The organism is Bradyrhizobium sp. Ses1, assembly GCF_059512365.1.
In genome coordinates this window covers 41568-66770 of record NZ_JCAMOQ010000025.1, presented here as the reverse complement: position 1 = coordinate 66770, position 25203 = coordinate 41568, and the positions used below count along the sequence as shown (strand labels likewise).

The following is a 25203-nucleotide window of genomic DNA, read 5'->3' as shown; positions in this document are numbered from 1 at the left end:
GAGTGGCCTGACAAGGGCTGCCACTTCGTGTCAAATAGGGGCATCGAGCGGACGGGGCGGAATGTTTGGAATCCTGGGTCTTGGTTTTCTGTTGGGCATGCAGCACGCGCTCGAGCCCGACCATATCGCCGCCGTCTCCAGCATCGCCGCGCGCCGGACCCATATCGGCGACATCGTCAGGCACGGGCTGACCTGGGGACTCGGCCACACGCTGACGCTGTTCTGCTTCGCGGGTGCCGCCATCCTGCTCGGACACGCGATCCCGGAGACAGTGGCGCAGCCGATCGAAGGGGCCGTCGGCATCATGCTGGTCGGGCTCGGCGTCCACGTGCTGTGGCGTCTGTGGCGCGACCGCGTCCATTTCCACCGCCATGGCCACAGCGACGGTACGGTGCATTTCCACGCCCACAGCCATGCCGGCGAGACGACGTCGCATCGCGCCGCGACGCATGTCCACGCGCACGGCTTTCGCTGGCGCACGCTGCTGGTCGGCCTGATGCACGGCATGGCCGGCTCTGCGGCGCTGCTGATGCTTGCGGTGTCGCAGGCCGCAAGCCCGATCGTCGGACTGGGCTATGTCGCGCTGTTCGGAATTGGCTCGATGATCGGCATGGGCGCGCTGTCCACGGTGATTGCAGTGCCGATCGCGGCCTCCGCGCGCTGGCTCACCTGGGCCAATCGCGGCCTGCAAGGCGCGGTCGGGCTCGTGACCATCGCGATCGGTATCAACACCATCGTCGAAACACTGCTGGTGTAAGCGGCCGCGCATACGGCGTTAACAAATCCTGATCACGATCGCCCGCAATTGAGCGAGCCGGCATGCTCACGCGTTAGGCTTACCGGCAGTTTGGCCTGTCGCTTTAACCTTTGGCTGCGCGCATTCGATTAGGTTGCTGAACGAGACAGGAAGGCAACCAATGCGCGTTGGCATTACAGCGGGGATTCTTTTGGCGATGACGTCAACGGCCTTTGCCGGTGGCGGCTCCGGCGGCGGCTTCGATATCGTCGTTCCCTATCGCCGGGGCGTGCCGATCATCATCAACGGCATCGACGCTTCCTATGCCGTGATCGAAGGCGAATGGGGTCTCGGCAAGAACGTCCACGTGCAGCCAACCATCTATGGCGGCCGCTACATCGATCCCGAGCCAAATGTCGGCCATTATTATCCGAGCCTCGGCCACATGCCGGGCTATGGGCGACTGGAGATCGAGCCGCCGTCGAACCGGCGCCTGCCGAAGCCGGCCGAAAGCTATCACCAATCCTGGTCCGCGCAGTCGATGCCGCTGCCGGCGCAGTCCAATCCGCCGGTCGATGCGCCGCCCATCATCTATGCGCCGCAGTATGACCAGTCCCCAGGCGACCATCGCCGCCGGCCGCCGAGAATTCCGCGCTAGAGCATGATCCGGAAAAGTGGAAACCGGTTTTCCCTCGCGACAAACGCTAAGCGTTTGCGCGGAGATCATGCTCAAACAAAGAGATGAGCCAATAAGAACACACCAACAGGAGAGAGTAGAGTAATGCGTCAGATGATTTCAGGAATGGTCGCGGCAGTCGCGGTCATGGCCGCGGCACCCGCAATGGCGTGCGGGTACGGGTACGGCTCGTGCTCGCCGTGCGGCTCTTATGGCTATTATGCCAGCCCCTGCGCGCCGCCAGTCTACGCCGCGCCGGTCTATTCCGCACCGGTCGTGAGCTACAACTACACTTCCGGCTGCGGCGGCTGTGGCGTTGGCTATGGCTGGGTCACCCAGCGGCTCCCGGATCCGGAGCAGCAATACTACTATGTCAACCAGGGGCCGACCTATACCGGCCCGGGTAACTGGGCGCCGGTTCCGACCTATCGCGAGAGCGGAGTCTCGTACTATCGTCCGTTGCGTCCGCGCTACTATCGTTCGCACTATCGCTACGGCCACTCGCAGTATTACCACGGTCAGCGCGTGCTGCGCCGCTACTACTGATCTGATAGGCGCTCTTGAAATTGGCGCCCGTTCGCCTCGTGCGAGCGGGCGCTTTCATTTGCCTCGAGCTACTTCGCTCGAAGACGCTCTACATCAGGCCAAGCCGGCTTGCGCCGATATAGAGCGCGAGCACCGCGGCGTTCGAGACGTTGAGGCTCTTGATCTCGCCGGGCATGTCGAGCCGCGCCACCACGCTGCAGGTCTCCCGCGTCAGCTGTCTCAATCCCTTGCCCTCGGCACCGAGCACCAGCGCGAGCGGCTGCCGTAGCGCGACCTGGCTGAGATCCTCGCTCCCCTGGCTGTCGAGACCGACGGTCAGGAAGCCGCGCTCGTTCAATGCGGTCAGCGCGCGGGCGAGGTTCTGCACGGTGACCAGCGGCACCAGCTCCAGCGCGCCGGAGGCCGATTTCGCGAGCACGCCGGTCGCCTCGGGGCTATGGCGGGCGGTGGTGACGATCGCCTTCACCGCGAAGGCCGCGGCCGAGCGCAGGATGGCGCCGACATTGTGCGGGTCGGTGATCTGGTCGAGCACCAGCACGATGCCCTCGGGCTCGAGCGTATCGATATCGGGCGAGGGTAGGGGATCGGCTTCCACCAGCAGCCCCTGATGGACCGCATCCGGTCCCAGCCGCTGGTCGATGGTGCTGGGGCGGACGATCTCCGGGGGCACCCGGGTGTCGATCCGTTCGTCCGCCAGCCGCTTCGCCGCATTCTCGGTTACGAACAGCTTGCGGATCCGGCGCTCCGGATTGGCAAGCGCCAGCGAAACTGTATGCCAGCCGTAGAGAATCACCGGCCCGTCGGCGTCCGAATCGCGGCTGCGCCAAACCGGCCGCCCGGCCGATTTTCGCCCTTTTTCGAATGGTTTAGCCCCGCCGCGGCGGAATGGGGGCTTACGGTCACGATCGCTCATCAGGGGCGTTGTGTCACGGGTTCCGGATAATGGCAATTTTGCCGGCAAAAGGATGCCGATTAACGGCTTGCCTTGGTTGACTTTGCTACCTCCCTTCGCTCATAAACGCGCCGGCCGCGCACCCCGACGGGTCCCGCGGTCACCAGCGTCACCGATTGACCTGTCCGCCGCCACCTTGGGCGGGTGGCGTCCGACGCTGTTGGGACGGGGGAGTGTCCCGAGTGGCAAAGGGAGCTGACTGTAAATCAGCCGCCTCATGGCTTCGCAGGTTCGAGTCCTGCCTCCCCCACCATTCCCAGGTTTGTCGCGTCTAACTTATTGACTTAGCTTGAACTTTATTTAGGTGCGGGCCGCAGCCCGTCCGGTGCGGGAATAGAAGTTTTGTTTTTTGTTCTGCGGTAGGCCATGGCCATCTTCTCAAAGACGTCAAAACCCCAATCGAGAAGCATGACGTTCATGGCGAAGCAGACGATTCGGACGTTCGATTTTGTGTAGTCTCCTCCGGGCCGGATCCGGTCGAGGGACGGGGCAAACGGGTGCTGCCTCGAGATGGCGTCCACGTGGAAGTAGAACGGTACATTTGTCAGCGCGCACCGGAGGTCCTGCGCCTCAACCTCTTGGATGGCCCACTCCAGATCGAGATCAAAAATAAGACCGCTGGTCTTCGCGCGCTGTTTGGCGCTTTTAATGGCCTCGGTCAGGGCCTTGCCGATCCGGTGACGGTTGCGCGTGTATTCATTGTTGGGCTTCTTTGGCGACTGCCCAACGCCAAGAACGGCCGCAAATTTAACGGCCTGTTCAAACGAGTCGGAGCCATATTCATCCGGCAATCGAATCCTCTGACCACCAGGGGGTCGATAGTAGTAGGCCGTTCGGCCATGCCTATTCTGTTCCTTGTGAACATTCTTAAATCGGATGCTCATTTGGTGACCTTGTTCTCTTCCGGCGTCGTCTCACTCTCGGTTCGCTCAAGCGTGTTCATGGCGCCGGTCGCCAGCTTGGTCCGGTTGGCTGTCCGGGTGTAGAGAGCCGCCATCTTGCCGCCCTCCCAACCAAAGATCGCCTCGAGCTGCGCTTCGGTTGCGCCGTTATTCGCCGCCCTGGTTGCTGCCGCCTTGCGGAGCCCATGCGCTGATTTCTTGATGCCGGCTTCCCGGCACGCGTCCCGGAAAGCGTTGCCGACGCTCTCCTTGGTCATCCGATGGCCCTTGTTCGTCGCGATGAATGCCAGATCCCCGGTCGGGCCGGCGTCCAGCGTCTTCTGCAAAACGTCGAGAACAGGGATCGTCACGCGCGTGCCGGTCTTCTCGGTGTCAATGCTGATGACGCCATTCTTGATGTGCTGCTTGCCCAGCGCTGCCGCATCACCGCGACGCAGACCAGTATAGCAGTAGATGTCAAACATCACACGCTCGCGCGTGCCCCGCGGCCAGCGTTGTTCAAACTTGATGATCTCTTCCTCTTCCCAGACCGGGAAGCCCTTCGTCTTTGGCTTGGTGACGGACTTGCCCGCGGTCGGATCAAGCTTCACATGCTCAGCATCGAGCGCCCATTTAAACAGGCCCTTCATGGTGTCCAGGAAGTGCCGAGCAGCGTGCCCCTTCCGACGATCGATGCCGGCCTTGACCGTCTTCCCGGTGATCTTTGACAGCGGCTGGTTGCCGCCAGTCTTCAGCACGCCGCGCATGATATTTTCACGCTGGCGCCTGGTGGCGTCGGATAGATTGGTCCAGGCGTCGGTCTGCCGGTAGAGCATCCAGAGCCATTCCAAGGAGCCCTTGCTAGCCTTCGCCGCGGGCTTGGCCTCCTCGCCATTAATCGCGGCTTGGTAGGCCTCCTTGAACTCCTCCGTACCGTACTCGTGCTTGATCCGCGTCCGCGGCCCCTTGCCGACGCGAACATACCATACCGGCTTTCCGTGTCGGTTGTGCTCGAGGTGCAGATGAGGCGGGCGGGGACGGGGCATGTCGGCCATTAAAGAACGACCTCCTCGTCATCTTCAATGGCCGCGACCGAATTTCCAGCGCCGTCTAGGGGCGCCGGGTCAATCACAATGGTCCCATCCGGGAGGAGTCTTACTGGACCGGCGCCGCACTGTTGCGCAGCTCGAATAGCTCGAGCTACGTCGGCCTGGGTCACTCTGGCGGGCGTTCTGCTCACTCCCGCGCCTCCGTCTCGGTGGAGGGCAGTACCGCCTCGATTAGCTCAAGCGCCTCCTCATCACGGGCAACCACAGCAAGCCGTCTCAAGGCGCTTAGGGCTCGGATTGCCATCTCCACCTTTGCCTGGTTGAATTCGCAGAGGCTGCGCAACTCATCCCGTTCCCGTCCCGTGTCAGCCAGCAGATTGGCCTGTACAAGAAAGCGCTTGCCGTAGGTATGCTCCAAGCGAGCAATCTCGTCCTTGGCTTCGTCAGCGGTTATCGGTCTGAGCCGCGGATGATCCGACCCTTGTCGTCAGCGAGCCAGACGGTCTGACCGTGGTCCAGGAGGGCGCCGCCCTTGGCCTTTCGGTTGTAGTCGTAATGCCAGTGCGGCCGGCCGAGAGCCTTGTCGGTATGCCAGCTTTCGGCATAGCGCTTTTCGATGCGCTGCATCGCGGGCATATCGCGATCGTCCGACCGCGACACCTTGATCGGCGCCAGCGTCTCAAGCCAACGGATGATGCGCTTGAACTCCAGCTCGACGCGAAGACGGTCGATGTGATGCATGCGCGCCATCTTGTCGAAGTCGTAACGCCGGCCGTTTCTGCTTTCCTGCGGCGCGGTGACCGACCAGAACTCGACCTTCACTACACGGCCACTGATCTCGATACTGCAGCGGAGCGAGCCGCGCGCGCCCAACCGGTGATCCTGGCTGATGCTCCGATAGTGCTGACGCACCCTCGGGTCCCGCTTGATCGACCAACCGCGGGAGCGCAGGCCACGGATCAGCGGCGCATAGATGTCTGACCGGAACGACGCATCGCGAGCGTCTTCCTGCCAAATGCCGATGCTGCTGTCATGGATTCGAATTTCGAGCGGAGGGCGGCGACCCGGCGAGGACGCTGCTTCTTCCTTCATCATATTAATTCCCCTTGCTGGTCGAACAGCCGCCAAAAACTGGCACGCAAATCGGAGGCGGCGCGAACCAGGCGAGAACGTGAAGCGCCCCGTAGAACATCGCGCAGCCGAGCACAGCGCCGAGAAGCCAATCCTTCATGGCGACACCAGCCGACTCGGGATCGGGTCCCCGTTGAAACGTCGGCCTGGGATCGTCCGGCGCGCGGCCACGATCTTGCGGCGCTGCTCTTTCGGCTTGCGTGGCTTGACGGGATTCGCGCGCACCGGTCGAGCCGGCATCAGCTCACGCGCCTCGCCGCCGGATTCGGCCCAGAGCTTCGCGGCGAGCGCAAAGGGATTGATCCCATGAACCTCGCGCCAGAAGCGTTCCTCGCCGATCTTGTGCTGCGCCAGCGCACCGGACTGATGATGATAGTGGCAGAGCGGCACCGTCCATTTGTCGTCTGGCTTCTCGCCGATTCCCGTGCTCGGCTTGCCGATCGCGAGGCAAGCCATGCGGATATGTGCGGCTTCGGCGGGTCGGTTGCAGTATCCAATGCAGCACGGCTGCGCGCGCACGTAGCGCAGGTGCGCCTCGTCTCGCTGCCTGGGGTGGCGCTGGCGGAGATCGCTCATTGAGCGCCTCGCGCGCGTGTTTCGACGACGGGCTGCACCATCTGGGCCGCATCCGCCATGATCGCTTTGACCTCCGCCTTCATCATTGAGACGGAGACGGCGTTGCCGATCTGCTTGATTTTCTCGGTCTTGGTGCCGACGAATTCATATTGCTGGTCGTCGCCGTCGAATCCCATGGCTGCGGCCAGTTCGTGCGGCTCGAGCATCCGGAAGAGGATGTCGTATTGCGGCGTGGCCTCGACCAGGTTGATGTGGCCGGTCGCACAGATAGCCGGAACCGGCTGGTCGATGCCATGCACGCGCGGCGACTGGCCCTCTCGCTCACCGAATTGCGCGGTGATGAAGGCCAGTTCTCCGCGGTTGGCTCCGGTCACTGTCGGTAGTGGCTCGGTAGATGGGTCCAGCGACCTGTCGATCCCGCCGTCATGCGTCACGGGAACGACCATGGCAAACTCGCCGCCCTTTGCAGTCGTCAGGGTCGGGAGCGGTTCGGCGATATCGCGCGCACTGTTGCCGCCCTGCGTGTGGGTGACAGGCACCACCATGCCGAACCGCCCCTTTGACGTCACAGTCGGCAGCGGCTCCTCCGCGCTCTGGCATGTCTCTCCGGAGCCAGAGCCATAATACGGAGAGATCAGCACGTGGCTTTGCTTCGCCACCTGCGTCGGCGTTGGCTCGTCCACCGACCGCGGCGCGCCGCCAGCGTGACGGGAGAGCACGAAAGGCGCGACCAAGTAGCCGCCCCCATCACAGTTGGCCGTTGGCGCCGGCTCCTCGATCGAGTGCGCCCGGGTTTCGGCGTATCCGTCACCATGGCGATTGAGGATAAAAGGCTCGACCAGGATCGGCCGTGCGCAGCCAGGGCGCGCCTCAACGCCTGCGCCGCCCGTGGTGATCGTCGGGAGCGGCTCTCCGGCGGAGCGAGGATTGCCGCTGTTCTGTGCCGAGAGGATGATCGGTTCGGCCAGCCCAATATGGGTCCCGTTCGCCGCGATCGTCGGCAGCGGCTGATCGACGCTCTGCCCAGCCATGTGGTTGCGCAGGACGACAAGGAACGGTTCGGGCCAACCGAACTTCTCGGCACCGGCATAGATACGCGCCAGCGTTTTCTTGGCGAGCGGCTTCTTTCGGTTGAAGATCGATTTGCCCTTAATCGACCAGTCGATGATCTCGCGCGCTGGGCGCCATGGCTTCATGCCGGCGAACAGGAGCAAGTTGTCGGCGCGCCTGGTGTGCGTCAGCGGCGCCCAGCCGACGATCTTGCGGTCGTTCCTCGCCTTTAGGATGAAGCGCTGGCGTGTCGTTGCGTCGCCATAGTTGGCCGAATTGAGTTTGCGCCATTCCGGCTGGAAGCCGAGCCGCTTGATGGTATCGATCCAGGCGCGGAAATATTCGCCCTTGCGCGATCGGATCGGCCGGCCTGTGCGATGGTCGACCGGGCCCCAGCCGATGAACTCCCAGACGTTCTCGATGATGATTCGCTTGACGCGCAGCTCGGTCAGCCAGGTAACGATGTGCCATGGGTCCGAGCGCTGCTGGTCGGAGGTCGGTTTTCCGCCGCGCGCGACGGAATGATGCGTGCACGTCGGCGAGGCCATCAGCAGATCGAGATATCCTTCCGGCACGATAATGTGCGGGCGCACGGTCGCGATGTCCTGCACGTAGTGCCGTGCCTCTGGATGGTTTTTCTTGTGCGTCTCGATCGCAGTCGGCCAGTGGTTGACGCAGACGAGATCCATCTCGAGGCCGAGCTCGGCGAGCGCTCGCGCGCATCCGGTCGACGAGCCTCCAGCACCGCACAACAGGTCGGCTATGAGTATTCTCCGACGTGCGCGCATTACTGGAATCTCCGCGCACGCTGCTCGATGTCATCCCCATAGGAATGGAGATCCATGTCGTCGGCGCGACGGCTACGTCGCTCGGCGGCTCCGACAACATATCCAGCGATGAACAGCGCAAACGCGGCGGTCGCGAGTATCGCAATGAGACCCTGATCCATCACGGCCTCGCAATCATTGCTGCAACCAGCGTCTGCCGCGCCTGATAGATCGCCTCGTCCATGTGCGCGGTGATGACCTTTGCCGGATAGGCCTCTGGTGTGTTTTTCAGGTAGCGGATCACGTCGTAGTCACTGGTGACGTCGAGACCAACCGTGATGCCGGCGAGGATATGGTCCGCCATCTGCTTGATGATGTCGGCGCGGTTGGTCGGCACCGGAAAATTGACGGGCGCGCCGTCGAGAGTTGCGAGGCGGACCGTCATGCTGCGTCGCTCCGGCTGATGTTTGAAGTCGGGCGGCGGCGCGCGAAGTAAATCTTCGTGTTGATCCGCAATCGCAGCCGGCGAAGGGTGTCCCATTGGTCGATGTCGGCCGAGGTCCAGGCCCGATCCGGGCTCAGGTCCGGCGTGACGCCCATAAGCTCGGCGCGCACAGCGAGCCATTTCGGAAGCAGCATCAGGACGAATTCGCCGGCGCTCTCCGGTAAGATCGTGCTCTGCTTTATCGGGACGTAGATGCGCGGCCGCTCGGCGCCGTCCCGCGAACACTCGATCGAGGTCAGCTTGTCCTGGTGCTTCACCAGCAGCACGCAGACGAGGCTGGCTGCATGCCAAGACCGATAGGTGACAGCCGATCGCGTGTCCCGCTTGGCGGACTTGAACTCGACCGCCGCCTCATGCAGGGCGGCTTTGACCATCCCGAGCGCGATATCGAACTTTTCGGAGTGGGTGAGGCCGGCCATCACAGGCCACCGAGCGAAAAGGCGGCGCAAATGAACACAGCAACGCAAAAGGCGCTGATCGAAACGAAATCAATGAAAGCTTCAACGAGGTTCGCCATCGCTCCCTCCAATCCGATCTGATGGAAGGAACGCTACACCATGTAGCGACAGGGGGTCAACGCGCAATGTAGCGATTTTTTTCCGGCGCTACATTCTGATTCGACTCGACTCGTTCACGCCGAGATTGCATTGTGAGAACATAACAAGAACACTCGGGGCGTTCGGAATGGGGCTGGTTCGGATCTGTTGTGTCGACTGCGGTCGTTCGCGCCGTTCTGATCTAGCCTCTGAACACTGGCCCCGGCTGTTCTGTTCGGTCTGCCGGGCCCGTGGTGGGACCGGCCGAAACATCACAGTGGAGCGTGTCTATGTCCGTCACGGAGCATTTCGTACAGACTTTCAAGCGGCAGGGCAGGAGGCTGATCGCGAAGCAGCCGGAGCGCTGCAAGGGGCCCGACCAGGCGCGGGCGAGGGGAGAGCGAGCGGCCGGGCATGCTGACGGTGTTGTCGTCTTCTCGGTGACTGGCGAGCCGGAATTCGGCGAGTTCGAGCCTCCCGCGCTGCTGGCGCGGTACGGGGAGGTGCCGAGAGATTTCGAGGATTGATCTCCTCAGGGCGCTCTAAGAGGCAGCCCCATTGCGCTACCGACCATCTCCACCGCGGCATCTTCGTCACCACGGAAGATCGGCATAAGCAGCGCCCGATTTTGCGAACGCTGGAAACGTTTCTTGCTGAGTGTCTTAAGTTCCGGCTCCTCGAGCATGGCGATGACTTTAAAATCATCCACGCCTTTCGATTGAGCTTCGACTTGCAACAAAAGCGCTTCGTTCAGCTTGTCATTCGAGTTTACAAAATACAGCGCCGCCGGCTTCCCGGCGACAGTGGCGCGCGGCCGCAGAACGAGGTCGGCCGGAAATTCCGAGAATCGCCGGTCGATCGGTTCGTTTTCTTCGAGCGACGCGAGGTTTCCCAGACGGTTACTTAGTGCAGCAATCGCATCTTCCCGAAAGGTAGATCTCACATTCTCGCGGGTGATTAACTCCAGATCGCGAACCCTGATCATGGAGGAGAGAAACTCGATCGCTCGTTGCGGGATATCTTTTTCCGGGAAACTTGATGTTTTAATCTCGAGTGTTTCGCGGTCCCAATACGCACCAGCGCGCTGCAGTATCGCATCCAACATTTGTGCGCGCACGCCTTCCGTGATCGGAACATCCTTCGCGATCAAGTGTGCCAGATAAGAGCCGTCGTCCTCGATCACATATCCATCAGACGAGGGCGACAGATAAAAACTGATCTTGTCTCCAGAGGCGTCTTGAAAGGGCGAACTAATCGCATATCCTGACGCCAACGGACTCACCGTCACGCCGGAACAGAAAGCGTTGCAAAGCTTCTTCGACAGATCGGCGATCATCTTTTACAGCCCTAAAGAGCCTCGTCGCTCCTTGATACGGAAGAACTCTTTTGCGGCTTCCCAGAACCTATTTTCCGTCCATGCAGTTGATCGTCTGTGAAAAGAATTAGCGGACGGTATACGCCTAGCATCTATGGTCTTTGGGCCAACTTCAAGGCCGCTGACTTCACAATCGCTATGGCAGTGGAGGCCTGGGTGGCTTCCATGGTCTTCAAAGCGCGCGATCAGAGAATATCCATCATCGCGCTCAATGAGAAGCATCGCTTTCCAGTTGCCCCGCCCCGGATTGCATTCAGCGACCAAGGTGAAGTTCCCGTCGACCGAGATGCACTTAGCGGAGCGCCATCGCCATCCAGCCCGCATGGGTTTAGTCTTCGAATAAATTGGGGCGTGCTTAGGCGGCATGTCTTTGTCGGACCATGCCGTCTGAGTCTCAAGGAACTTATCTCGCGCGATAATGTGCCGAACCCGCATCGCTACCCCAACAGGTCCCACATCGTCAGTATCCGCATGATCTAGCCCATCAACTCTTTCAGCGGGATTACCCGGAACAGGTTCTTTATCTCCTTGAGATCGAAATCGAGCCGTTTCGGTGGATTGAACTGCTCAACGGTGATGAACCCGCCGCGGCGCGCCACCAGGCGTTTTAGGAAGCTGGGGTTGTCGGCGTCGTCCTCGCCGCGAGGCCCCTTGAGCTCGACCACTACGTCGTCTCCAGGTGCGGGCGGCACCTTCTCGACTACTATGAGGTCGCCGGCGAAATAGCGCGGCTCCATGCTCGAGCCGTCGACGTAAAGGCCGAATGCGTTCCTACGCCCCTCAAGCTTCCGCGGCCGCGCGACGTGCGCGACGGTCTCGCCGTTCATCCAGAAGTCTGGTCCGCGATCGTCGTCCCGCCCGCCAAGGCTGACGCCAAGGACGGGAAGGGTATAAGCGCCGAGCTGCCGGATTGGATCGACGGGCAGTGGGCGCGCTGCCCTCCGATCCCGCTCAGCTTCCGCGGCTGGCTGTGGTGGCATCTCGCCAGCGCCGTAAAGGATCTGCTGGCCTGTAACGCTCGCGCCAAGAGCCCGGAACCGGGCGGCATAGCGCTCAGCATCGTCCTGCCCGATTGTCCGCGAGCCGCCTTCGTGGGCGCGGTAAGTGCTCTCCGGCCAACCATTTTCGCTCGCGGCGGCCGCAGCTGATCGATAGCCGGCCGCGCGGCGCGCCGCTTTCAGCCGAGCCCCTTGCTCCTGGCGTAATTTCTCTTCCCTGCCCATGCTACACAGCGTAGCGTTGAATTCGCTACATGCTGTGTTGACAGTAATCGCTACTTCATGTAGCGATTTGGCATGCAGAGCTTTTCTTCGGTCATCGACGCCTTCGGGGGCGCCCCGTCCTTCGCTGAGGCTGTCGGGATCCCCGGAAGTCATGCTCGCACCATGAAAGCGCGGAATTCGATTCCGCCAGCGTACTGGCAGCGCACCGTAGCTGCCGCGACGTTGAAACGAATTCCCAATGTCACGCTCGACCTGTTGGCGCGCTTGGCTGCGAAAGACGCGCGCTGCCTGGAAGGACAGGGAGACGCCGCGTGACACGGGGAGTCGACCTGCCATCGTTCAATCCAGCCTCCAGCCATCCGGCGGAGACTGTAGCGCCGGCCTCCGGCCATCCAGCCCCCAACCCACTTGATGCGGGGGTCGGCGCAACCAATCCCAAGCGAAACCGGAATAGAGACGCGGCGAAACGGCACATCATAGTAGCCGCGTCGGGTATGAGCGTTCCGGGAGTAGGGCTGTCGATGGCCGGGGCATCGACTGCAACGTCTGAATTTATGGACGTGACGGCGGGAGAGACCGCATCCAATTCAACGAGCTTTTCCTGCGTCAAGCCTACATCAGGAATCGGAAGCGCGAGTGACGCTAGCGCCATGCTCCATCCCGGGGTCGTAGATGGGTCAACCGCATTAACCTTGCAGGCCGGGACAGCGGTGACAGCCGGAGAGACGGCAACCAATTCTGAGGCATCGTCGCGCGAAAAGCGGAGGCCAGACGCGAGCGGCGAGCAAGCTGGCACAGATCCGGAAACGTCATCTTCGCCGGGCTGTAAAATGGGCGGCGTAGTCCGCAATCGCGGCGTGACGGGCGGAGAGAGTGCCGCAACCAATTCCAATTCCGGTGACCGCCTCGGCATCCATGAGCCCGGGTCAATGACATGGGGCGGTCGCGAGGCGACGCCGGGTCCATCGGGAAGGGCGCGTGAGCGCGCTAAGTGCCCCGCCGTCACCGGAAGCAGTTCTTGCGGCGGCCGCGAAAGCAGAGCGGTGGCTGTGCCACTTGAAATTCCCACACAAAGGTCAGGCGCAAGCCGCGATCCTCTTGGTGCTGGGTCAGTAAAGGTGGGTCCGCACCGTGAAGGTGCAGCCGGAGTAGCGACCGGCCCGCAGGATTCGAATTCAGTCGCCGAGAACACGGTCTTGGCGCGCCAGCCCTCCTTGGGCGTTTCCTCCCTAGACTTAGCGGAGCTGGCTTCGGCCGGCTCCGCTCTTTCTTCGGACTGCGTCGGCGACATTGAGCTCGACGCCGCAATCTCCGCGCTCGAGACGGAGTGGATCGCGCAAGGCATCTCTCTTTGCAGCTTAGCCAACCAGAACAACGCCAACACGTTGCGCACGCTCGCGGCGAGTGAGGCGTCTTCTGCTGATTTGTATGCCGCGTAGGTCATGAGCGGACGATGCCGTGTGGCGCCGTCGGCTCCAACTAAAACGATTGAGGTCCGTACCGTGAACGCCAGACCCTACCGCGAACAGGATTATCTCGCGCTGAAAGCTGCCACAAGGCGCGCCGTAACGGAAGCAGGAAAACTCGCCGACGTCGCGAAGCACACGCGCACTAACGGCAGCATGATCAGCAAGTACGGCAATCCGAATGAGCACGAATTCGCTCCGATCGACGTTGCGATGGATTTGGACGCGCTCGCCGGTGACGACCGCATCCTGCGCGCCTGGGCGGAGATGCGCGGCTACGAGCTCGTGAAGGATGAGCGAGGCGTCGCGGTCGAAAGCATGGCGCAACACGTCGGCTCCGTCGGCCGCGAGAGCGGCGAGCTGATTTCCGAGATGTGCGCGGCAATAGCCGACGGCAAGGTGACGCCGAACGAGGCGGCGCGCATCGAGAACGCGGCAGAGGACGTCAAAGACAATGTGATGCGTCTGCAGGACGACTGCCGGCGCATCCGCGCGAAAGCATAACGACAGGTTGGGACCGTGCCGATGACCAGGGTATCCCGTGCCGAACTCAATAGCGACGACATCGTCCGGGAGATCGGGATCGTACCGATGCGTCGCCATCGGAACGACCGTGGGCATCCTGTCGGCACGCCGTCGAGCGCTTGCACTGGCAAGGTTCCGTTCGACAGCAAAGTCGTGGCCGATCGGTCTGCGAGGTTTAAGCGCGGGCTGAACTCGTATCGCTGCCGGTACTGCCGCAAGTGGCATGTCGGCGGACTTCTCGACCGTTGAGAAAGGGCAGGCAAATGCATCACTCAGCAATCTATGACCCGCGTCGGACCATGACGCCGTCGCAGCTTGCGGCGGCGCAAGCCAAGGCGACCAGGGCGGCAAAGATAGCGGCTGCGGGCCGTGACCGCGGAGTATCGCGAACAGGGACATTCGGCACCCCGAGGCGGCTGCCGGCCGCGGTGGTGGCAAAGCCAGAGCCGGTGCCGGTCTATCGAATGTGGTTTGACGATCTGATCGACGCTGTGGAGCGAGCCATGAAGCGGCCAAGCATACGAGACGTACAAACGGCAACAGCGCGGCATTTCGACCTCACCGTAGAGGATCTGATGCCAGGCGGCCGGGAGAAGCATCTCGTCAGGGCGCGGCATATCGCGATGTTCATCGCGACGCGGGTTTGCGCGCAGCACTCACTCCCGGAGTTGGGACGGCGCTTCGGCGGATTCGACCACACGACCGTAATGCATGCCCGCGACCGCATCGCCGCGCTCCATAAGAGCGACGCGGCCGTTCGAGCCGATATCGATGCGATCTTGATGGACTGGCCGGGAGTATCGATCTGATGCCGCGCGCTGACCTCTGGACGGAAGAAGACACAGCGCTTGCTCGCCGGCTCCTGCAGATCGGGGCGAAAAAGGAAATGTTCCTCGATCAGCTTGGCCGGTCGCGAGATGCAGCGGTCACCCGCATAAAATACGTGGACAACCCGACATTCAGGGAGCGAACCAAGCAGCGCGCTCAGTCGCAAAAACGTGCCGGAGACCCGTCCTTACATTACGTGCGAGCGCAGGCGCCCGTTCCGGCTCGTCTCCTCGACGATGCGCGCCGGAGGCTTGATGCGCCTCGAACCCTGACGTCGTCGTTCTTCGGGGATCCGGCGCCGGGGCAATCGGCGCTCGACAAGCGCAACGCGGTGGAGGCGCGGTCCTGATGCAGCCGCAACAGCTCTCATTCGACGATTACGCGGCCGCCCAGGCCGTCCGCGCGCGTGACGTCGGCATGCTCGAGGCCGAATTCGCCGAGGCGCTGACGAGCCCGGATTTTGCCGAAGCGGCCTATGCCGCGATCTGTCATGTCGCCCGCCGGCAAGAGGAGGTCCATGTCGACGACGTCCTCAGATACTGCAGGGTGAAGCCGAGCCACCCGAATGCTTGGGGCGCCGTGTGGATGCGAGCCATTAAGGACGGGACGCTGCTCCGGACGGGTCGCATCAAGCCGTGCGAATCCGACCCGGGCAAGCACAAGCACAATTATCCGGTCTATTTGTCCGGCCTGTTCCGCGGGAGGGCTGCGTGAAGGACATCCCGATCATCTTCTCTGGCCCGATGGTCCGCGCGCTTCTCGCCGGCCGCAAGACCATGACGCGACGGATCTTCACGTTCTCGAAGGAGCCGCCGCCGCGCTGGGATGGCCGCTTTGGATTCTCATGCTTGACGCCAGCGCGCCACGTTGAGCTCCGCGGCCTCGACCTGGAGAAGGGTCCGCTGTCGCGCTTTATACCGGTGAAGTGCTGGAACGGAGACCGCTTGTGGGTACGCGAAACGGTCGCCTGCGGCGCCTGTGCGCTATCACCGCCATCGACCTGGGCGCCGGGATTCTGGCGCCGCGAGCAGGGCAGCGCCGAGAACCCGAACGGCCTGTGGTATGCCGCCGACAACCTCGCGCCGGCGAAGCCGATCACGGAGCGAGGCAAGTGGGTGCCGGCCATCCATATGCCGCGCTGGGCGTCGCGCCTGACACTGATCGTGACTGGGGTTAAAGTCGAGCGGCTACAGGACATCAGCGAGCGCGACGCTCTGGCCGAGGGGGTTCACCACGTCGGCGGCAAGTTTGAAAGCTGCTATGTCGTGGAAGGTGCCGGCGTCATGAGCGGCACGACGGCGGCCGAATGCTTCCGGCGTCTTTGGGAATCGCTGCACGGCGCCGAGGCTTGGGATAAAAACCCGTTCGTCGCCGCGATCTCCTTCAGCGTTATCAAGGCCAACATCGACCAGTCCGGCCTATTCCATGGGAGGGCTGCATAATGGGGGCGAGCAGCAACATTGAATGGACCGACGCCACCGTGAATTTCTGGTGGGGCTGCACAAAGGTCGGGCCCGGCTGTGATCATTGCTATGCCGAAACTTGGTCGAAGCGCACTGGCGGCAACATCTGGGGCGCAGGTGCACCGCGCCGGAAGATCAAGAGCGCGGTCGCGCTGCTGCATCGTCTGGATAACGACTATTCAGAATGGGCTGCTGATTGGCACGCGGCTCATCACAATGCTCCCATCTTCGGTCTGCCGAAGCCGACGTGGGGATCCAGGCGGCGCGTTTTCATTCAATCGATGTCGGATCTATTCGATCTGGAGGTTCCGATCGACTGGTTTTCGGAGGCGTGGCAGTGCATCGAACGCTGCAATCGGCTCGAGCTTCAGATCGTCACCAAGCGCGTTCCAGTCATCGAGAAGCGACTGCAGGCCATTGGGCGAGAGAAGTGGCCGAGCCATGCCGGATTGATCATCACCGTCGTCAACCAGCCCGAAGCCGATCGCGATATCCCTCGGCTGATCGACCTCAAGGCGAGACTCGGGATTACATGGGTAGGGCTCTCGATCGAGCCGATGCTCGGTGAAATGGATATCGCGAAATATCTGCCACACATCGATTGGGTAATCGTAGGCGGTGAGAGCGGGCGCGGCGCGCGGCCGATGCATCCAGATTGGCCGAAGTCCGTGCGCGATCAATGCGCGATTGCCGGTGTGCCGTTCCTGTTCAAGCAATGGGGCGAGTGGAAAAACGGAAGCGATTTCGCTCCCGACGCTAAGGCAGTCATGACAGACGGCACGATTTGCGACCCGACGCCGGACGCATTGGCTGTGCTCGATCGCGATCAGCCGGTCCCGCATCGTCGCCCGACCCTGATGCGGCGCGTCGGCAAGAAAGCCGCCGGCCGCCTGCTGGACGGGATCGAGCATAACGGTTTCCCGAGGGTGCCGGCATGAACTGGCCCTTCGGAAACAACATGCGTATGTTCGGCTACGACGTGATCGTAGCGGATCCGCCATGGACATTTGAGCTTCGATCCGCAGCCGGCGGGGGTAAGTCACCGCAAGCGCATTACCGGTGCATGTCGCTCGACGACATCAAGGCTCTGCCCGTGGGCCAGCTCGCGCGCGGGGATTGCCTCCTGCTCCTCTGGACCTGCGGCTGGGCCATGGCAACCTGCCAGGCGCAGGAGGTAGCAAAGGCCTGGGGCTTCACTCCGATCACGGAAATGTCGTGGCGAAAGACCACGGCAAACGGCGCCATCCGCATGGGGCCCGGGTACCGTGTCCGCACCATGCACGAGCCGATCCTTGTCTGCACGCTCGGCAACCCCGAGCACACGGCGCTTGAATCGGCCGATCGGTTCGACATCCGGCTGGATGGCGCTGCCCGCGAGCATTCCAGGAAGCCGGTCGAATTCTATCAGCACGTCGTCGACTGCACGCCGAACGCGGTCCTGCGCGCCGACCTGTTCAGCCGTGAATCGCGTCCGGGGTTCGACACGTGGGGGGACGAATGCACGAAATTCGACGGGGTCGCGGCATGAAGGCGACCGATTTCGCAACATCGGCTGCCGAACTCGTCGGCGGCGACCGCAAGCAGGCATACGGCGATGTCATGGACAGCTTGGGCCGGATTGCGCTGCTCTGGAACGGGCTTCTCACGATTGCCGGCAAGGCTCCCAAACGGCCGATCGACGAGCACGACGTCGCACAGATGATGTCGAGCCTGAAGCAGGCGAGGGCCTACACGGGCCCGCTTCGCGCCGACAACCATATCGACCAGTGCGGCTGGTCGGCGATCGCCGGCGAGGCAGCGCAGCGGCTGCAGAAATGACGATCCAGCCCGGGAAGCGCATAGCAAAAGCCGACCGGGACGACATGGCGCGGTTGGCGCTCCATATCCGGAAGACCTGCGCAACTCAGGAAGAGGCGCACAGAGTCGTCTCCGGGATGTTTCGAGTGAGTAGGACGACCGCGCGGCATTTGATCGTGCGCGGAAAGCATTTGACCATCCAGGCCGAGATCACGAAGGCGGCGACGTGACGAAGAAGAGCGACAAAAAACAGCCTTGGTTCAAGTTCTATCCGCAGGACTGGCGCGGCGATGCCAAGCTGCGCATGTGCTCGATCGGCGCGCGCGGTCTCTGGGTCGAAATGCTCTGCGTGATGCATGAGGCTGAGCCATACGGGCATCTTGTGATCGGCGGCAAGAACGTGGCGCCGAAGCAGATCGCCGCGCTCGCCGGCCTGTCGTTTTCCGAGTGCGCGAAGTATCTCGTCGAGTTGGAGCTTGCTGGCGTCTGCAGCCGGACCGAGGAGAGCAAGACGATCTACTCTCGGCGCATGGTCAGGGATAAGGCCAAAGCGGACAAAGATCGAGAGAACGGTAAAGGCGGCGGTAATCCCAAACTACTCGGTGAGGATAAGCGGGGGGTTAACCCCCAGGATAAAGCCCAGAAGCCAGAAGCCAAAAGCCAAAGCCAGACAGCGGCAGCAGAGGCGGTTGTTTTGGATGAGGGGCAGGAAAAGCAATTCGAGGCGCTGAAGGCGCTCTTCGTCGGAATTCGATCATCGCTGGGATGGGCCATCCCGCACATGGAGCCCGTCCGGCTCTGGCTGGCCTCCGGCATAGCGCAGGGCACGATTTCATCCGCGGTGACGCCGATCCTCAAGCGAAAGCAGGACATGGCGTCGCTGGCGTACTGCGACAGCGCGGTGCGGGACGCACATGGCGCCACGCCGCGCCTGCAGGTCGTGTCCAGCAGAGTGTGGGTCGACGAGGGCACACCGGAGTGGTCGTGCTGGCAGCGAGAGTACTCTGGCGGCCGAGGCTCGCCGGTGACCGATCAGCGCGACGAGAATGGCAGGCTCACCGGCCGGCGCGGCTGGTATTTCGATAGCCTCGTCCCGCCTGGATACGACGAAGTGACCTGCGAGAAACTCGCAATGAAGGAAGAGGATGCGGCGTGAGCGATGATGGAATGAAGGCGATGGCGGCCGCGGTCTTGGTGCTTGCGTTGCTCTTGTGGAACGGCGTGATCGTGCTCGGCACGGCCTACATCGTCTTCGGGCTTGGCTTTAGCGGCTGGTGGTGGCTGTTGGCCATCGTGCTTATGAGCGGCAGCGCCTCGGCGAAATCGTGACGCCCAGCGTATCCCGGGCGAGAAGACCAAGAGCAGCATTCGAAATTGAGGGACATGAGACCATGATCCAGGGAATAGAGCGGCCGGACTGGTTCATCCTGCTGACCGAGCCGCAGCGTGAGCAGAAGGCCGTGGACGGGCTGAAGGGTCGGTGCATCGAGGCGTATGGGCCTCGGGTGATGAAGCGGCTGGTCCGCCGCGGGCGCAAGGTTGAGGTGGAGCGGCCGCTCTTCCCGGGCTACATCTTCGCTCGCTTGGTCGAGGGCATTGACGATTTCAGCGCGCCGAAGCGGGTGAATGGCGTTCGCGACTATCTGCGCTTCGAAGGATTACCGTGTGCGCTCCAGCGAGGAGCAATCGACGCGATCCGACGGCGTGAGGAAATCGAGATGGAACGCGCCACGCGGGCCATCAGCGGCATACACAATTTCACGGTCGGTGAGGATGTCAGGGTAGCGGAAGGGCCATTCAGCGGCTTTGCTGCAACGGTTTTCGCTCTCGACGCGAAAGGCGCTGTTTCTGCGCTGATCAACCTCTTCGGGCGAAAGACCAAAGTCGTCTTCGATGGCGCACAGTTGGAGAAGGTCTAGGCTGCTGTTGGCACTGTGCTGGAGGTTCTTCAGAAATAGCGCGCCCATTCGACCTGTTCGATCGATAGGTCGCGGGTTTGTCAGTCATGCTGCCTGTTTCTGAGTGAAATTCACGCGTGGCCCACGCTTGAACGACTATGAGGTACGCAGGGGCCCCTCGGCGAGCTGACCGTGCCGGTAGGCGGCCACAGTGAGCAGCCGCGCGTGGACCGCTGAGCGCGGGGGCTGCGTTCAGTTAAGTAGGAACGAAACCGATCGGTGATTGTCGACTCTGCGCTTCCGGGCGCCGCCTCGACGGCCGGCCGGACGAACCTCTGTTTTTTAGAAGGCACTTATCATGGCTTATTCCCCTGAAGTAGGTCGCCCAAGCGGCGACCGAAATCCTGCCCAAGCGAGTGCAATCGCGCCCGCGGATGACGCCCGCACGATAATGCTGAACCAGATATCTTGGGGAGCCGTATTTGCCGGTGCCACGATCGCGCTCGTGACGCAGATGATCCTCAACATGGTTGGAATCGGCGTAGGGCTCTCGACCGTCGACGTTGCGGCGGGAGATACACCGAGTGCCGGATCACTTTCTATTGGAGCCGGTATCTGGTGGATCATCTCCGGGATAGTTGCGGCTGCGATCGGAGGCTATATCGCTGGGCGGCTATCAGGAAAGGCATCTCAATCGACCACGGCTTATCACGGTTTGATTGCGTGGGCGGTTTCGACCCTCATCATCGTGTACTTGGTCTCGTCGGCAGCCTCGGGCCTGATTGGCGGCGCGCTGAGCACGGCATCATCAGCGCTTGGAGGAGCTGGCAAGGCGGTTGGCAGCTCCGTTCAAACTGCGGTCCAGACCGCAGCCCCTTCCCTGAACAATATCAGCGATCCAATGGCGGCCATCGAGAACAAGGTTCGCAGCGCCTCAGGTGGCCAGGATCCCGCGGCACTTCGAGAAGCCGCAGCAACAGCTGTTCGTGCGGCGCTCTCCGGAGACCCCGCTCAACAGGCTGCTGCGAGGGATAAGGCTGCCGACGCTCTGGCCAAGGCGCAGAATATTTCCGTCGACGAGGCCAAGGCTCAGGTCGCGCAGTACCAGCAGCAGTACCAGGAAATGCTCGCCAAGACCAAGCTGCAAGCAAAGCAGGCGGCGGATACAACAGCCAAGACGGTGTCACGCGGTGCTCTATTCGGTGCTCTGGCTCTTTTGCTGGGCGCTCTGGCCGCGTTCTTTGCGGGCCAAGCTGGTGCAGTTACACCGACGGTAACAACTCGACCGGTCCGGCCAGTCGCTTGAATGATGTGTGGGCCTCCGGTGGCGAGCCGGAGGCCGTTTCCCTGGGACCTTCGAGCCTACTAGGCTCGGCGCTGGAGCGACGACCCAGCAGCCCTAGACTAACCGAGGTCAATGAAGCTCGATTGCCCATGCAAGAGCTGGTCCGCCACCAGCTTCGTTGCTGAACATGTTGATACGTGCGGGCGCTTGAGTCCGCCTGATGAGGAAGGCCGTTCCGAAAGACAGGCTTCTAAACTATTCCACCGGCAAATTGTAGAACCTGATCCCGATCATGATCATCGAACCGACTGCGACCATGATGGAGCAGATGAGCGGCAGCTCTTCCAGCATGGCGACGATGGTGGCCCGAATCCTAAGGGTTTTCTTCGTATGTGCGAAGCGCCAGCCTGCCACACCCATTGACCATCTCCGGTTGGCCCCCAGCAGCGGCGATCGGACTCTTCAACGCCAAGCGCTCGCCTGGCTATAGCCAATTTGGGTGTAATCCTCGATCAAGGTGAAGAAACCCTTCTCCCCAGCTTTCGCTGCTCTACCCGTAAGCCGCTCAACTATCCTCGCTGCCCGCCAGCCGGCTGCGTCGCAAGAGCCGGACCCGCTCGACGCGCCCGCAATCCTCGCAGCGATATTGAATGATGTCCTTGCCGTCCTTGCCCGGGGTGCTCCTCTCGAGCCGCATCGTTTTCCTGCAGATGATGCAGGAGATCAGTGTGAGCAGCGGGCTGCGATCGTCATTCACGGCTTTCTCTTGACCAGGCCTGCCGTTCATTGCGATTGCGGTGTTTGCGTTTGTGGTGTCTTGATGCGCCACATCGCCGACTGGCCTTTGCCCTCACGCGCAACTATGCCGGCCTTTTCCAGCCGCGAGAGACTTATGGTCAGCGAAGTGACCTTGCCCCGCAGCGTTTCGTGAACGGACACATCATGCCCGAGTTTCAGCATCTCCCGCACAATGGCTGCTGCTGTCATCGACCCGTGCTCGGCAAGAATCTGGCGCACCATCATCGGCCGCGTGCTGCTCAACTCATCCTCTTGCGAAAGTAAAACGCGCTATCACCAGACCATAGCCAACGCGACCGTCAGCTCCGCACCAAACAGGCGAGCCTAATAATCCGGAGCATGTCGCTCTTCTCGCTTGGCGTCATTATCCACTTTCCGTCGCTCACTTCATCCAAACCAGCGGTAGGAGCGCTGCCCCGGCGCGGCCTTTCGTGGGGGTGCACGCCGGGACTGCGCTTCCTCCTCGACCGATCATCAGCTGGAGGCCTTGCGGTGATCGACCAGGACGTTGCCTGCCGAGCCAAGCGCAAAGGGGATCAGGAAGTCTGTGCACTTTTGCACGCAGATGGCTCAAGATTCGATTCCGACACGCGAATCGGTCGTGGATACAAACTCTCCAACATTTGACCCATCGAGAATGCCGTGCCGAAGCGTGAGATCAATAACTTGGGTTAGGATCAGGCGGCGTGGTTTGGCGATCGCCTCGACAGGGCTCTTAACCCAAGTTGTTGACCGATTTGCCCCATGGCGGACATCAAGATGACGCTGCTCAATTGATCGCCAAGTTAGCCCATTGACCGGCTTGCACCCTTGTCACAAATGAAGCCGGACCTGAGGCGCTAGGCTTGTAGATAAGAGCCTCACCCTCCCTGATATCGGCGAAGTCTTTGCCGAAAGCATCCGTAATATTTGTCTTGTGTGTGACGGCGAGGTTATTCAAGCCTTCCATTGGAGCTGCGTCAACGAGCTCGCGAACGGCACGCCCTGCCTTGACGTTCTTACCGTCTGGATTTGCCATCCCTGAAGCGCTGCCTGAGCTGCTGTCGGTCAACGCATCCGTTGGGGATACTTCCTTGCCACCAATCAGCCTTCCGGTTTCGACTGCGCGATGAAGGCGACTGGTGTAGACGTCGCCGATCGGCACACCCAGCTTCTTCAATGCGGCGCCGATGTCGCGCGCGGTATTACGGCCCTTCTCGTTTAGTTGTCGCTGCGCACTCATGTCGTCGAGCTTGAAAGGAAAAACGTCCTTCTGACTATCGTCGGTCGCGCCATGTCGAAATACGATTACGTATCCGCCCCCTTTTAACGAAGAGACAAGACCATCTAATTCGGCCGCTTCAGTTTGCGGCGAGACAGCAAATAGAGCAGCAACAAGCAGGAGTAACAATTTGGCGCTGGGCAAGATTTGTCTCCTCTCAATTGATGATCACCGAATAGATGATCGCTAAAATGAGCGTTTAACTAGCCGTTCGTCAATCTATTCGGGGATGAAGAAAGTGCCGGGTCCGTCGATTATCGAAGTAATGCGGCTCGACGAGGCCCGCTTCTGGCCATTCCGCGACTTATGCGGCCAGCCGAATATCCGGTTTGCGCCGAAACCCGCACTTCATGGGACATGGAATCCGACAACGGAGATGGGGACTTTAGTTGCTCTAGAGCACAGTTGCTGTTGGTGAAGGCAGCAGGCTACGCGATTGTTGATGACCTGTGAATAGCGCGTGTGGCGTTCGCGACTATCTCCGTTTCGAAGGCTTCCCATGCGCATTGCAGCGAGGGGCGATCAAGGCCATCAGACGCCGCGAAGAGATTGAACTTGAGCGCGCCGTGCGAGCTATCATCGGCGTGCATAATTTCACGATAGGTGAGGACGTCCGAGTCTCAGAGGGGCCGTTCAGTGACCGTCTTCTCGCTGGATGCAAAGGGCGCCGTTGCAGCGCTGATCGATCTATTCGGCAGGAAAACGAGGGTGGTCTTTGCCGGCGCGCAGTTGGAGAAAGTGGAGGCGGTGTAGGAAGGTAGTCCGCTTTACTCCTCTAGGGCCAAGCTCGCACTGCGTTGCAATATGTCGCAAGGATCGAGCAACACGTGAGGTGACGGGGACCTGGACGGGCATCGACGTAGGTGGCTCCACGGTTGGTGCTTCGTATGTACCGACGCCCAGGTACAAAGGATGGAGTGCGCGCCAGCCCAGTACGGAACGTCCGGGCACCTCTGTGCGTAGTATCATTCCCGATCGGTTTGCCGCGACATTGCACGATACCTAAATGGCTTGATTGGGGTCTAATCAATGACTCAGACCCGGAGGCCGCAATCGTGGGAGTAATCGAACGGAACTACGTGCACGTTCGGGGCGCCGGTGAAAGGGCGATGATGTTCGCGCATGGATTCGGATGCGACCAGAACATGTGGCGGTTCGTGGCGCCGTCCTTCGAAAGCGACTTCAGGACGATATTGTTCGACCACGTCGGCGCCGGTAGCTCAGACTTGAGCGCCTACGACAGGGTCAAATACTCGAGTTTGGCGGGCTATGCCGATGACGTGGTGGAGATCGGCCAGGAACTGGGATTGCAGGATGCCGTCTTCGTTGGGCATTCCGTTAGCGGCATGATCGGAGTGCTAGCTGCAGAGAGGGCGCCGGGCATGTTCGGCAAGTTGGTTCTGATCGGCCCCTCGGCACGCTACATAGATGACAATGGGTATGCTGGAGGTTTCAGCGCGAAGCAGATCGACGAGTTGCTGGAGTTTTTGGAATCCAATCACATGGGCTGGTCGACCCAAATGGCACCGATGATCATGGGCAATCCGGACAGGCCGGAACTCGGTCAGGAGCTGACCAATAGCTTTTGCCGCACCGATCCGGAGATTGCCAAGGCGTTTGCGCGCGTGACTTTCACCTCCGACAATCGGGACGACCTCGCTCGCGTCGCGGTTCCAACGCTGGTTCTCCAGTGCAGCGAGGACATCATCGCGTCGCAAGAGGTCGGCGACTTCGTCAACCGCTCCATTCCGAACAGTCGCATGATCGTCTTGAAAGCGACCGGTCATTGCCCGAACCTTAGCGCGCCTGAAGAAGTCGTGGCCGCGATGCGAACCTTTGTGTGACCACACGTGGACGCCTCCTCCCAGCTTGATTTCGA

35 protein-coding genes and 1 tRNA gene are annotated in these 25203 nt (G+C 61.5%); 20 read left to right on the top strand and 16 right to left on the bottom strand.

Annotated elements, in window-relative coordinates; all coding sequences use genetic code 11:
* The first annotated feature begins 61 nt into the window (after positions 1-61).
* The 3 genes from AC5ZG5_RS26110 (at position 62) to AC5ZG5_RS26100 (ending at position 1958) form a co-directional block, all read left to right on the top strand.
* Positions 62-757: a HoxN/HupN/NixA family nickel/cobalt transporter gene (locus AC5ZG5_RS26110; protein ID WP_456644645.1), complete on the top strand. Its 696-nt coding sequence runs from the start codon at positions 62-64 to the stop codon at positions 755-757.
* A gap of 160 nt (positions 758-917) precedes the next feature.
* Positions 918-1394, top strand: coding sequence for a hypothetical protein (locus AC5ZG5_RS26105; RefSeq protein ID WP_456644644.1), 477 nt, complete (start codon positions 918-920; stop codon positions 1392-1394).
* A gap of 123 nt (positions 1395-1517) precedes the next feature.
* Complete coding sequence (locus AC5ZG5_RS26100; RefSeq protein ID WP_456644643.1) at positions 1518-1958, top strand: hypothetical protein; 441 nt, start codon at positions 1518-1520, stop codon at positions 1956-1958.
* An 88-nt stretch (positions 1959-2046) separates the two neighbouring features.
* Here the strand turns inward: AC5ZG5_RS26100 and rlmB are convergent, their stop codons facing one another.
* Positions 2047-2871, bottom strand: a complete 825-nt coding sequence (rlmB, locus tag AC5ZG5_RS26095; RefSeq protein ID WP_456644642.1) for a 23S rRNA (guanosine(2251)-2'-O)-methyltransferase RlmB — start codon at positions 2869-2871, stop codon at positions 2047-2049.
* 206 nt (positions 2872-3077) lie between these two features.
* Between rlmB and AC5ZG5_RS26090 the strand changes: the two genes are divergently transcribed.
* Positions 3078-3163: transfer RNA gene (locus tag AC5ZG5_RS26090), tRNA-Tyr, on the top strand.
* A gap of 43 nt (positions 3164-3206) precedes the next feature.
* Here the strand turns inward: AC5ZG5_RS26090 and AC5ZG5_RS26085 are convergent.
* From AC5ZG5_RS26085 to AC5ZG5_RS26045, 9 genes are all read right to left on the bottom strand, one after another.
* Positions 3207-3701: a hypothetical protein gene (locus AC5ZG5_RS26085; protein ID WP_456644641.1), complete on the bottom strand. Its 495-nt coding sequence runs from the start codon at positions 3699-3701 to the stop codon at positions 3207-3209.
* A gap of 89 nt (positions 3702-3790) precedes the next feature.
* Positions 3791-4846 carry a tyrosine-type recombinase/integrase gene (locus AC5ZG5_RS26080; RefSeq protein WP_456644640.1) on the bottom strand — a complete coding sequence of 352 codons (1056 nt, stop codon included), beginning with the start codon at positions 4844-4846 and terminating at the stop codon, positions 3791-3793.
* Positions 4847-5027: 181 nt separating this feature from the next.
* Positions 5028-5258: a hypothetical protein gene (locus AC5ZG5_RS26075; RefSeq protein ID WP_456644639.1), complete on the bottom strand. Its 231-nt coding sequence runs from the start codon at positions 5256-5258 to the stop codon at positions 5028-5030.
* 32 nt (positions 5259-5290) lie between these two features.
* Complete coding sequence (locus tag AC5ZG5_RS26070) at positions 5291-5932, bottom strand: hypothetical protein (protein WP_456644638.1); 642 nt, start codon at positions 5930-5932, stop codon at positions 5291-5293.
* A gap of 135 nt (positions 5933-6067) precedes the next feature.
* A complete protein-coding gene (locus AC5ZG5_RS26065; RefSeq protein ID WP_456644637.1) occupies positions 6068-6547 on the bottom strand; it encodes a DUF968 domain-containing protein in 480 nt (159 codons plus the stop codon).
* A complete protein-coding gene (locus tag AC5ZG5_RS26060) occupies positions 6544-8385 on the bottom strand; it encodes a DNA cytosine methyltransferase (protein WP_456644636.1) in 1842 nt (613 codons plus the stop codon). Before AC5ZG5_RS26060 ends, AC5ZG5_RS26065 begins: the two co-directional genes overlap by 4 nt.
* The gene (locus AC5ZG5_RS26055) at positions 8385-8546 is read right to left on the bottom strand and encodes a hypothetical protein (protein WP_456644635.1); all 162 of its coding nucleotides are present in this window, start codon (positions 8544-8546) and stop codon (positions 8385-8387) included. Before AC5ZG5_RS26055 ends, AC5ZG5_RS26060 begins: the two co-directional genes overlap by 1 nt.
* Positions 8546-8809 (bottom strand): hypothetical protein, encoded by a 264-nt coding sequence (locus tag AC5ZG5_RS26050; protein ID WP_456644634.1) that lies wholly within the window; start codon positions 8807-8809, stop codon positions 8546-8548. Before AC5ZG5_RS26050 ends, AC5ZG5_RS26055 begins: the two co-directional genes overlap by 1 nt.
* Positions 8806-9288 carry a hypothetical protein gene (locus AC5ZG5_RS26045; protein ID WP_456644633.1) on the bottom strand — a complete coding sequence of 161 codons (483 nt, stop codon included), beginning with the start codon at positions 9286-9288 and terminating at the stop codon, positions 8806-8808. Before AC5ZG5_RS26045 ends, AC5ZG5_RS26050 begins: the two co-directional genes overlap by 4 nt.
* Before the next feature lie 407 nt (positions 9289-9695).
* On the opposite strand from AC5ZG5_RS26045, the gene AC5ZG5_RS26040 reads away from it, so the two are divergent.
* Entirely contained in the window at positions 9696-9932 is a 237-nt protein-coding gene (locus AC5ZG5_RS26040; protein WP_456644632.1) for a hypothetical protein, read from the top strand.
* 5 nt (positions 9933-9937) lie between these two features.
* Here the strand turns inward: AC5ZG5_RS26040 and AC5ZG5_RS26035 are convergent, their stop codons facing one another.
* Positions 9938-10741, bottom strand: coding sequence for a DUF1828 domain-containing protein (locus AC5ZG5_RS26035; protein ID WP_456644631.1), 804 nt, complete (start codon positions 10739-10741; stop codon positions 9938-9940).
* Positions 10742-11256: 515 nt separating this feature from the next.
* The gene (locus AC5ZG5_RS26030; RefSeq protein WP_456644630.1) at positions 11257-12339 is read right to left on the bottom strand and encodes a S24 family peptidase; all 1083 of its coding nucleotides are present in this window, start codon (positions 12337-12339) and stop codon (positions 11257-11259) included.
* A gap of 860 nt (positions 12340-13199) precedes the next feature.
* Here AC5ZG5_RS26030 and AC5ZG5_RS26025 point away from each other — a divergent pair.
* The 14 genes from AC5ZG5_RS26025 (at position 13200) to AC5ZG5_RS25960 (ending at position 21286) form a co-directional block, all read left to right on the top strand.
* Positions 13200-13442 carry a hypothetical protein gene (locus AC5ZG5_RS26025; RefSeq protein WP_456644629.1) on the top strand — a complete coding sequence of 81 codons (243 nt, stop codon included), beginning with the start codon at positions 13200-13202 and terminating at the stop codon, positions 13440-13442.
* A 63-nt stretch (positions 13443-13505) separates the two neighbouring features.
* The gene (locus AC5ZG5_RS26020; RefSeq protein ID WP_456644628.1) at positions 13506-13973 is read left to right on the top strand and encodes a phage regulatory CII family protein; all 468 of its coding nucleotides are present in this window, start codon (positions 13506-13508) and stop codon (positions 13971-13973) included.
* Between the two features lie 284 nt (positions 13974-14257).
* Positions 14258-14803: a helix-turn-helix domain-containing protein gene (locus tag AC5ZG5_RS26015; protein ID WP_456644627.1), complete on the top strand. Its 546-nt coding sequence runs from the start codon at positions 14258-14260 to the stop codon at positions 14801-14803.
* A complete protein-coding gene (locus tag AC5ZG5_RS26010; protein WP_456644626.1) occupies positions 14803-15171 on the top strand; it encodes a hypothetical protein in 369 nt (122 codons plus the stop codon). Before AC5ZG5_RS26015 ends, AC5ZG5_RS26010 begins: the two co-directional genes overlap by 1 nt.
* The gene (locus tag AC5ZG5_RS26005) at positions 15171-15536 is read left to right on the top strand and encodes a hypothetical protein (RefSeq protein ID WP_456644625.1); all 366 of its coding nucleotides are present in this window, start codon (positions 15171-15173) and stop codon (positions 15534-15536) included. The genes AC5ZG5_RS26010 and AC5ZG5_RS26005 overlap by 1 nt, the downstream gene beginning before the upstream one ends.
* Entirely contained in the window at positions 15533-16264 is a 732-nt protein-coding gene (locus AC5ZG5_RS26000; protein WP_456644624.1) for a hypothetical protein, read from the top strand. Before AC5ZG5_RS26005 ends, AC5ZG5_RS26000 begins: the two co-directional genes overlap by 4 nt.
* Entirely contained in the window at positions 16264-17223 is a 960-nt protein-coding gene (locus AC5ZG5_RS25995) for a DUF5131 family protein (RefSeq protein WP_456644623.1), read from the top strand. The genes AC5ZG5_RS26000 and AC5ZG5_RS25995 overlap by 1 nt, the downstream gene beginning before the upstream one ends.
* Before the next feature lie 20 nt (positions 17224-17243).
* Entirely contained in the window at positions 17244-17813 is a 570-nt protein-coding gene (locus AC5ZG5_RS25990) for an MT-A70 family methyltransferase (protein ID WP_456644622.1), read from the top strand.
* On the top strand, positions 17810-18103 hold the full coding sequence (locus AC5ZG5_RS25985; RefSeq protein WP_456644621.1) for a DUF6378 domain-containing protein: 294 nt from the start codon (positions 17810-17812) through the stop codon (positions 18101-18103). The genes AC5ZG5_RS25990 and AC5ZG5_RS25985 overlap by 4 nt, the downstream gene beginning before the upstream one ends.
* The gene (locus AC5ZG5_RS25980) at positions 18100-18312 is read left to right on the top strand and encodes a hypothetical protein (protein ID WP_456644620.1); all 213 of its coding nucleotides are present in this window, start codon (positions 18100-18102) and stop codon (positions 18310-18312) included. The genes AC5ZG5_RS25985 and AC5ZG5_RS25980 overlap by 4 nt, the downstream gene beginning before the upstream one ends.
* Positions 18309-19238 carry a hypothetical protein gene (locus AC5ZG5_RS25975; protein WP_456644619.1) on the top strand — a complete coding sequence of 310 codons (930 nt, stop codon included), beginning with the start codon at positions 18309-18311 and terminating at the stop codon, positions 19236-19238. The genes AC5ZG5_RS25980 and AC5ZG5_RS25975 overlap by 4 nt, the downstream gene beginning before the upstream one ends.
* On the top strand, positions 19235-19411 hold the full coding sequence (locus tag AC5ZG5_RS25970) for a hypothetical protein (protein ID WP_456644618.1): 177 nt from the start codon (positions 19235-19237) through the stop codon (positions 19409-19411). The genes AC5ZG5_RS25975 and AC5ZG5_RS25970 overlap by 4 nt, the downstream gene beginning before the upstream one ends.
* Positions 19408-20001 (top strand): transcription termination/antitermination protein NusG, encoded by a 594-nt coding sequence (gene nusG, locus AC5ZG5_RS25965; protein WP_456644617.1) that lies wholly within the window; start codon positions 19408-19410, stop codon positions 19999-20001. The genes AC5ZG5_RS25970 and nusG overlap by 4 nt, the downstream gene beginning before the upstream one ends.
* Positions 20002-20431: 430 nt before the next feature.
* Positions 20432-21286, top strand: a complete 855-nt coding sequence (locus tag AC5ZG5_RS25960; RefSeq protein WP_456644616.1) for a PhnA-like protein — start codon at positions 20432-20434, stop codon at positions 21284-21286.
* A 234-nt stretch (positions 21287-21520) separates the two neighbouring features.
* Here the strand turns inward: AC5ZG5_RS25960 and AC5ZG5_RS25955 are convergent, their stop codons facing one another.
* From AC5ZG5_RS25955 to AC5ZG5_RS25940, 4 genes are all read right to left on the bottom strand, one after another.
* Positions 21521-21685, bottom strand: coding sequence for a hypothetical protein (locus AC5ZG5_RS25955; protein WP_456644615.1), 165 nt, complete (start codon positions 21683-21685; stop codon positions 21521-21523).
* A 145-nt stretch (positions 21686-21830) separates the two neighbouring features.
* The gene (locus AC5ZG5_RS25950) at positions 21831-22022 is read right to left on the bottom strand and encodes a hypothetical protein (protein ID WP_456644614.1); all 192 of its coding nucleotides are present in this window, start codon (positions 22020-22022) and stop codon (positions 21831-21833) included.
* Between the two features lie 26 nt (positions 22023-22048).
* Positions 22049-22306: a hypothetical protein gene (locus AC5ZG5_RS25945; protein WP_456644613.1), complete on the bottom strand. Its 258-nt coding sequence runs from the start codon at positions 22304-22306 to the stop codon at positions 22049-22051.
* 526 nt (positions 22307-22832) lie between these two features.
* Entirely contained in the window at positions 22833-23468 is a 636-nt protein-coding gene (locus tag AC5ZG5_RS25940) for a histidine phosphatase family protein (protein WP_456644612.1), read from the bottom strand.
* Between the two features lie 911 nt (positions 23469-24379).
* Between AC5ZG5_RS25940 and AC5ZG5_RS25935 the strand changes: the two genes are divergently transcribed.
* Entirely contained in the window at positions 24380-25168 is a 789-nt protein-coding gene (locus AC5ZG5_RS25935; protein ID WP_456644678.1) for an alpha/beta fold hydrolase, read from the top strand.
* The last annotated feature ends 35 nt before the right edge of the window (positions 25169-25203 follow it).

Excerpts from the sequence above, each read along its gene's own strand:
- AC5ZG5_RS26110 (WP_456644645.1), top strand. The coding sequence starts at position 62 with ATGTTTGGAATCCTGGGTCTTGGTTTTCTGTTGGGCATGCAGCACGCG.
- AC5ZG5_RS26105 (WP_456644644.1), top strand. The coding sequence starts at position 918 with ATGCGCGTTGGCATTACAGCGGGGATTCTTTTGGCGATGACGTCAACG.
- AC5ZG5_RS26100 (WP_456644643.1), top strand. The coding sequence starts at position 1,518 with ATGCGTCAGATGATTTCAGGAATGGTCGCGGCAGTCGCGGTCATGGCC.
- rlmB (WP_456644642.1), bottom strand. The coding sequence starts at position 2,871 with ATGAGCGATCGTGACCGTAAGCCCCCATTCCGCCGCGGCGGGGCTAAA.
- AC5ZG5_RS26080 (WP_456644640.1), bottom strand. The coding sequence starts at position 4,846 with ATGGCCGACATGCCCCGTCCCCGCCCGCCTCATCTGCACCTCGAGCAC.
- AC5ZG5_RS26070 (WP_456644638.1), bottom strand. The coding sequence starts at position 5,932 with ATGAAGGAAGAAGCAGCGTCCTCGCCGGGTCGCCGCCCTCCGCTCGAA.
- AC5ZG5_RS26065 (WP_456644637.1), bottom strand. The coding sequence starts at position 6,547 with ATGAGCGATCTCCGCCAGCGCCACCCCAGGCAGCGAGACGAGGCGCAC.
- AC5ZG5_RS26060 (WP_456644636.1), bottom strand. The coding sequence starts at position 8,385 with ATGCGCGCACGTCGGAGAATACTCATAGCCGACCTGTTGTGCGGTGCT.
- AC5ZG5_RS26055 (WP_456644635.1), bottom strand. The coding sequence starts at position 8,546 with ATGGATCAGGGTCTCATTGCGATACTCGCGACCGCCGCGTTTGCGCTG.
- AC5ZG5_RS26050 (WP_456644634.1), bottom strand. The coding sequence starts at position 8,809 with ATGACGGTCCGCCTCGCAACTCTCGACGGCGCGCCCGTCAATTTTCCG.
- AC5ZG5_RS26045 (WP_456644633.1), bottom strand. The coding sequence starts at position 9,288 with ATGGCCGGCCTCACCCACTCCGAAAAGTTCGATATCGCGCTCGGGATG.
- AC5ZG5_RS26040 (WP_456644632.1), top strand. The coding sequence starts at position 9,696 with ATGTCCGTCACGGAGCATTTCGTACAGACTTTCAAGCGGCAGGGCAGG.
- AC5ZG5_RS26035 (WP_456644631.1), bottom strand. The coding sequence starts at position 10,741 with ATGATCGCCGATCTGTCGAAGAAGCTTTGCAACGCTTTCTGTTCCGGC.
- AC5ZG5_RS26030 (WP_456644630.1), bottom strand. The coding sequence starts at position 12,339 with ATGGCAGGTCGACTCCCCGTGTCACGCGGCGTCTCCCTGTCCTTCCAG.
- AC5ZG5_RS26015 (WP_456644627.1), top strand. The coding sequence starts at position 14,258 with ATGCATCACTCAGCAATCTATGACCCGCGTCGGACCATGACGCCGTCG.
- AC5ZG5_RS26010 (WP_456644626.1), top strand. The coding sequence starts at position 14,803 with ATGCCGCGCGCTGACCTCTGGACGGAAGAAGACACAGCGCTTGCTCGC.
- AC5ZG5_RS26005 (WP_456644625.1), top strand. The coding sequence starts at position 15,171 with ATGCAGCCGCAACAGCTCTCATTCGACGATTACGCGGCCGCCCAGGCC.
- AC5ZG5_RS25995 (WP_456644623.1), top strand. The coding sequence starts at position 16,264 with ATGGGGGCGAGCAGCAACATTGAATGGACCGACGCCACCGTGAATTTC.
- AC5ZG5_RS25990 (WP_456644622.1), top strand. The coding sequence starts at position 17,244 with ATGCGTATGTTCGGCTACGACGTGATCGTAGCGGATCCGCCATGGACA.
- AC5ZG5_RS25985 (WP_456644621.1), top strand. The coding sequence starts at position 17,810 with ATGAAGGCGACCGATTTCGCAACATCGGCTGCCGAACTCGTCGGCGGC.
- AC5ZG5_RS25980 (WP_456644620.1), top strand. The coding sequence starts at position 18,100 with ATGACGATCCAGCCCGGGAAGCGCATAGCAAAAGCCGACCGGGACGAC.
- AC5ZG5_RS25960 (WP_456644616.1), top strand. The coding sequence starts at position 20,432 with ATGCTGAACCAGATATCTTGGGGAGCCGTATTTGCCGGTGCCACGATC.
- AC5ZG5_RS25955 (WP_456644615.1), bottom strand. The coding sequence starts at position 21,685 with ATGGGTGTGGCAGGCTGGCGCTTCGCACATACGAAGAAAACCCTTAGG.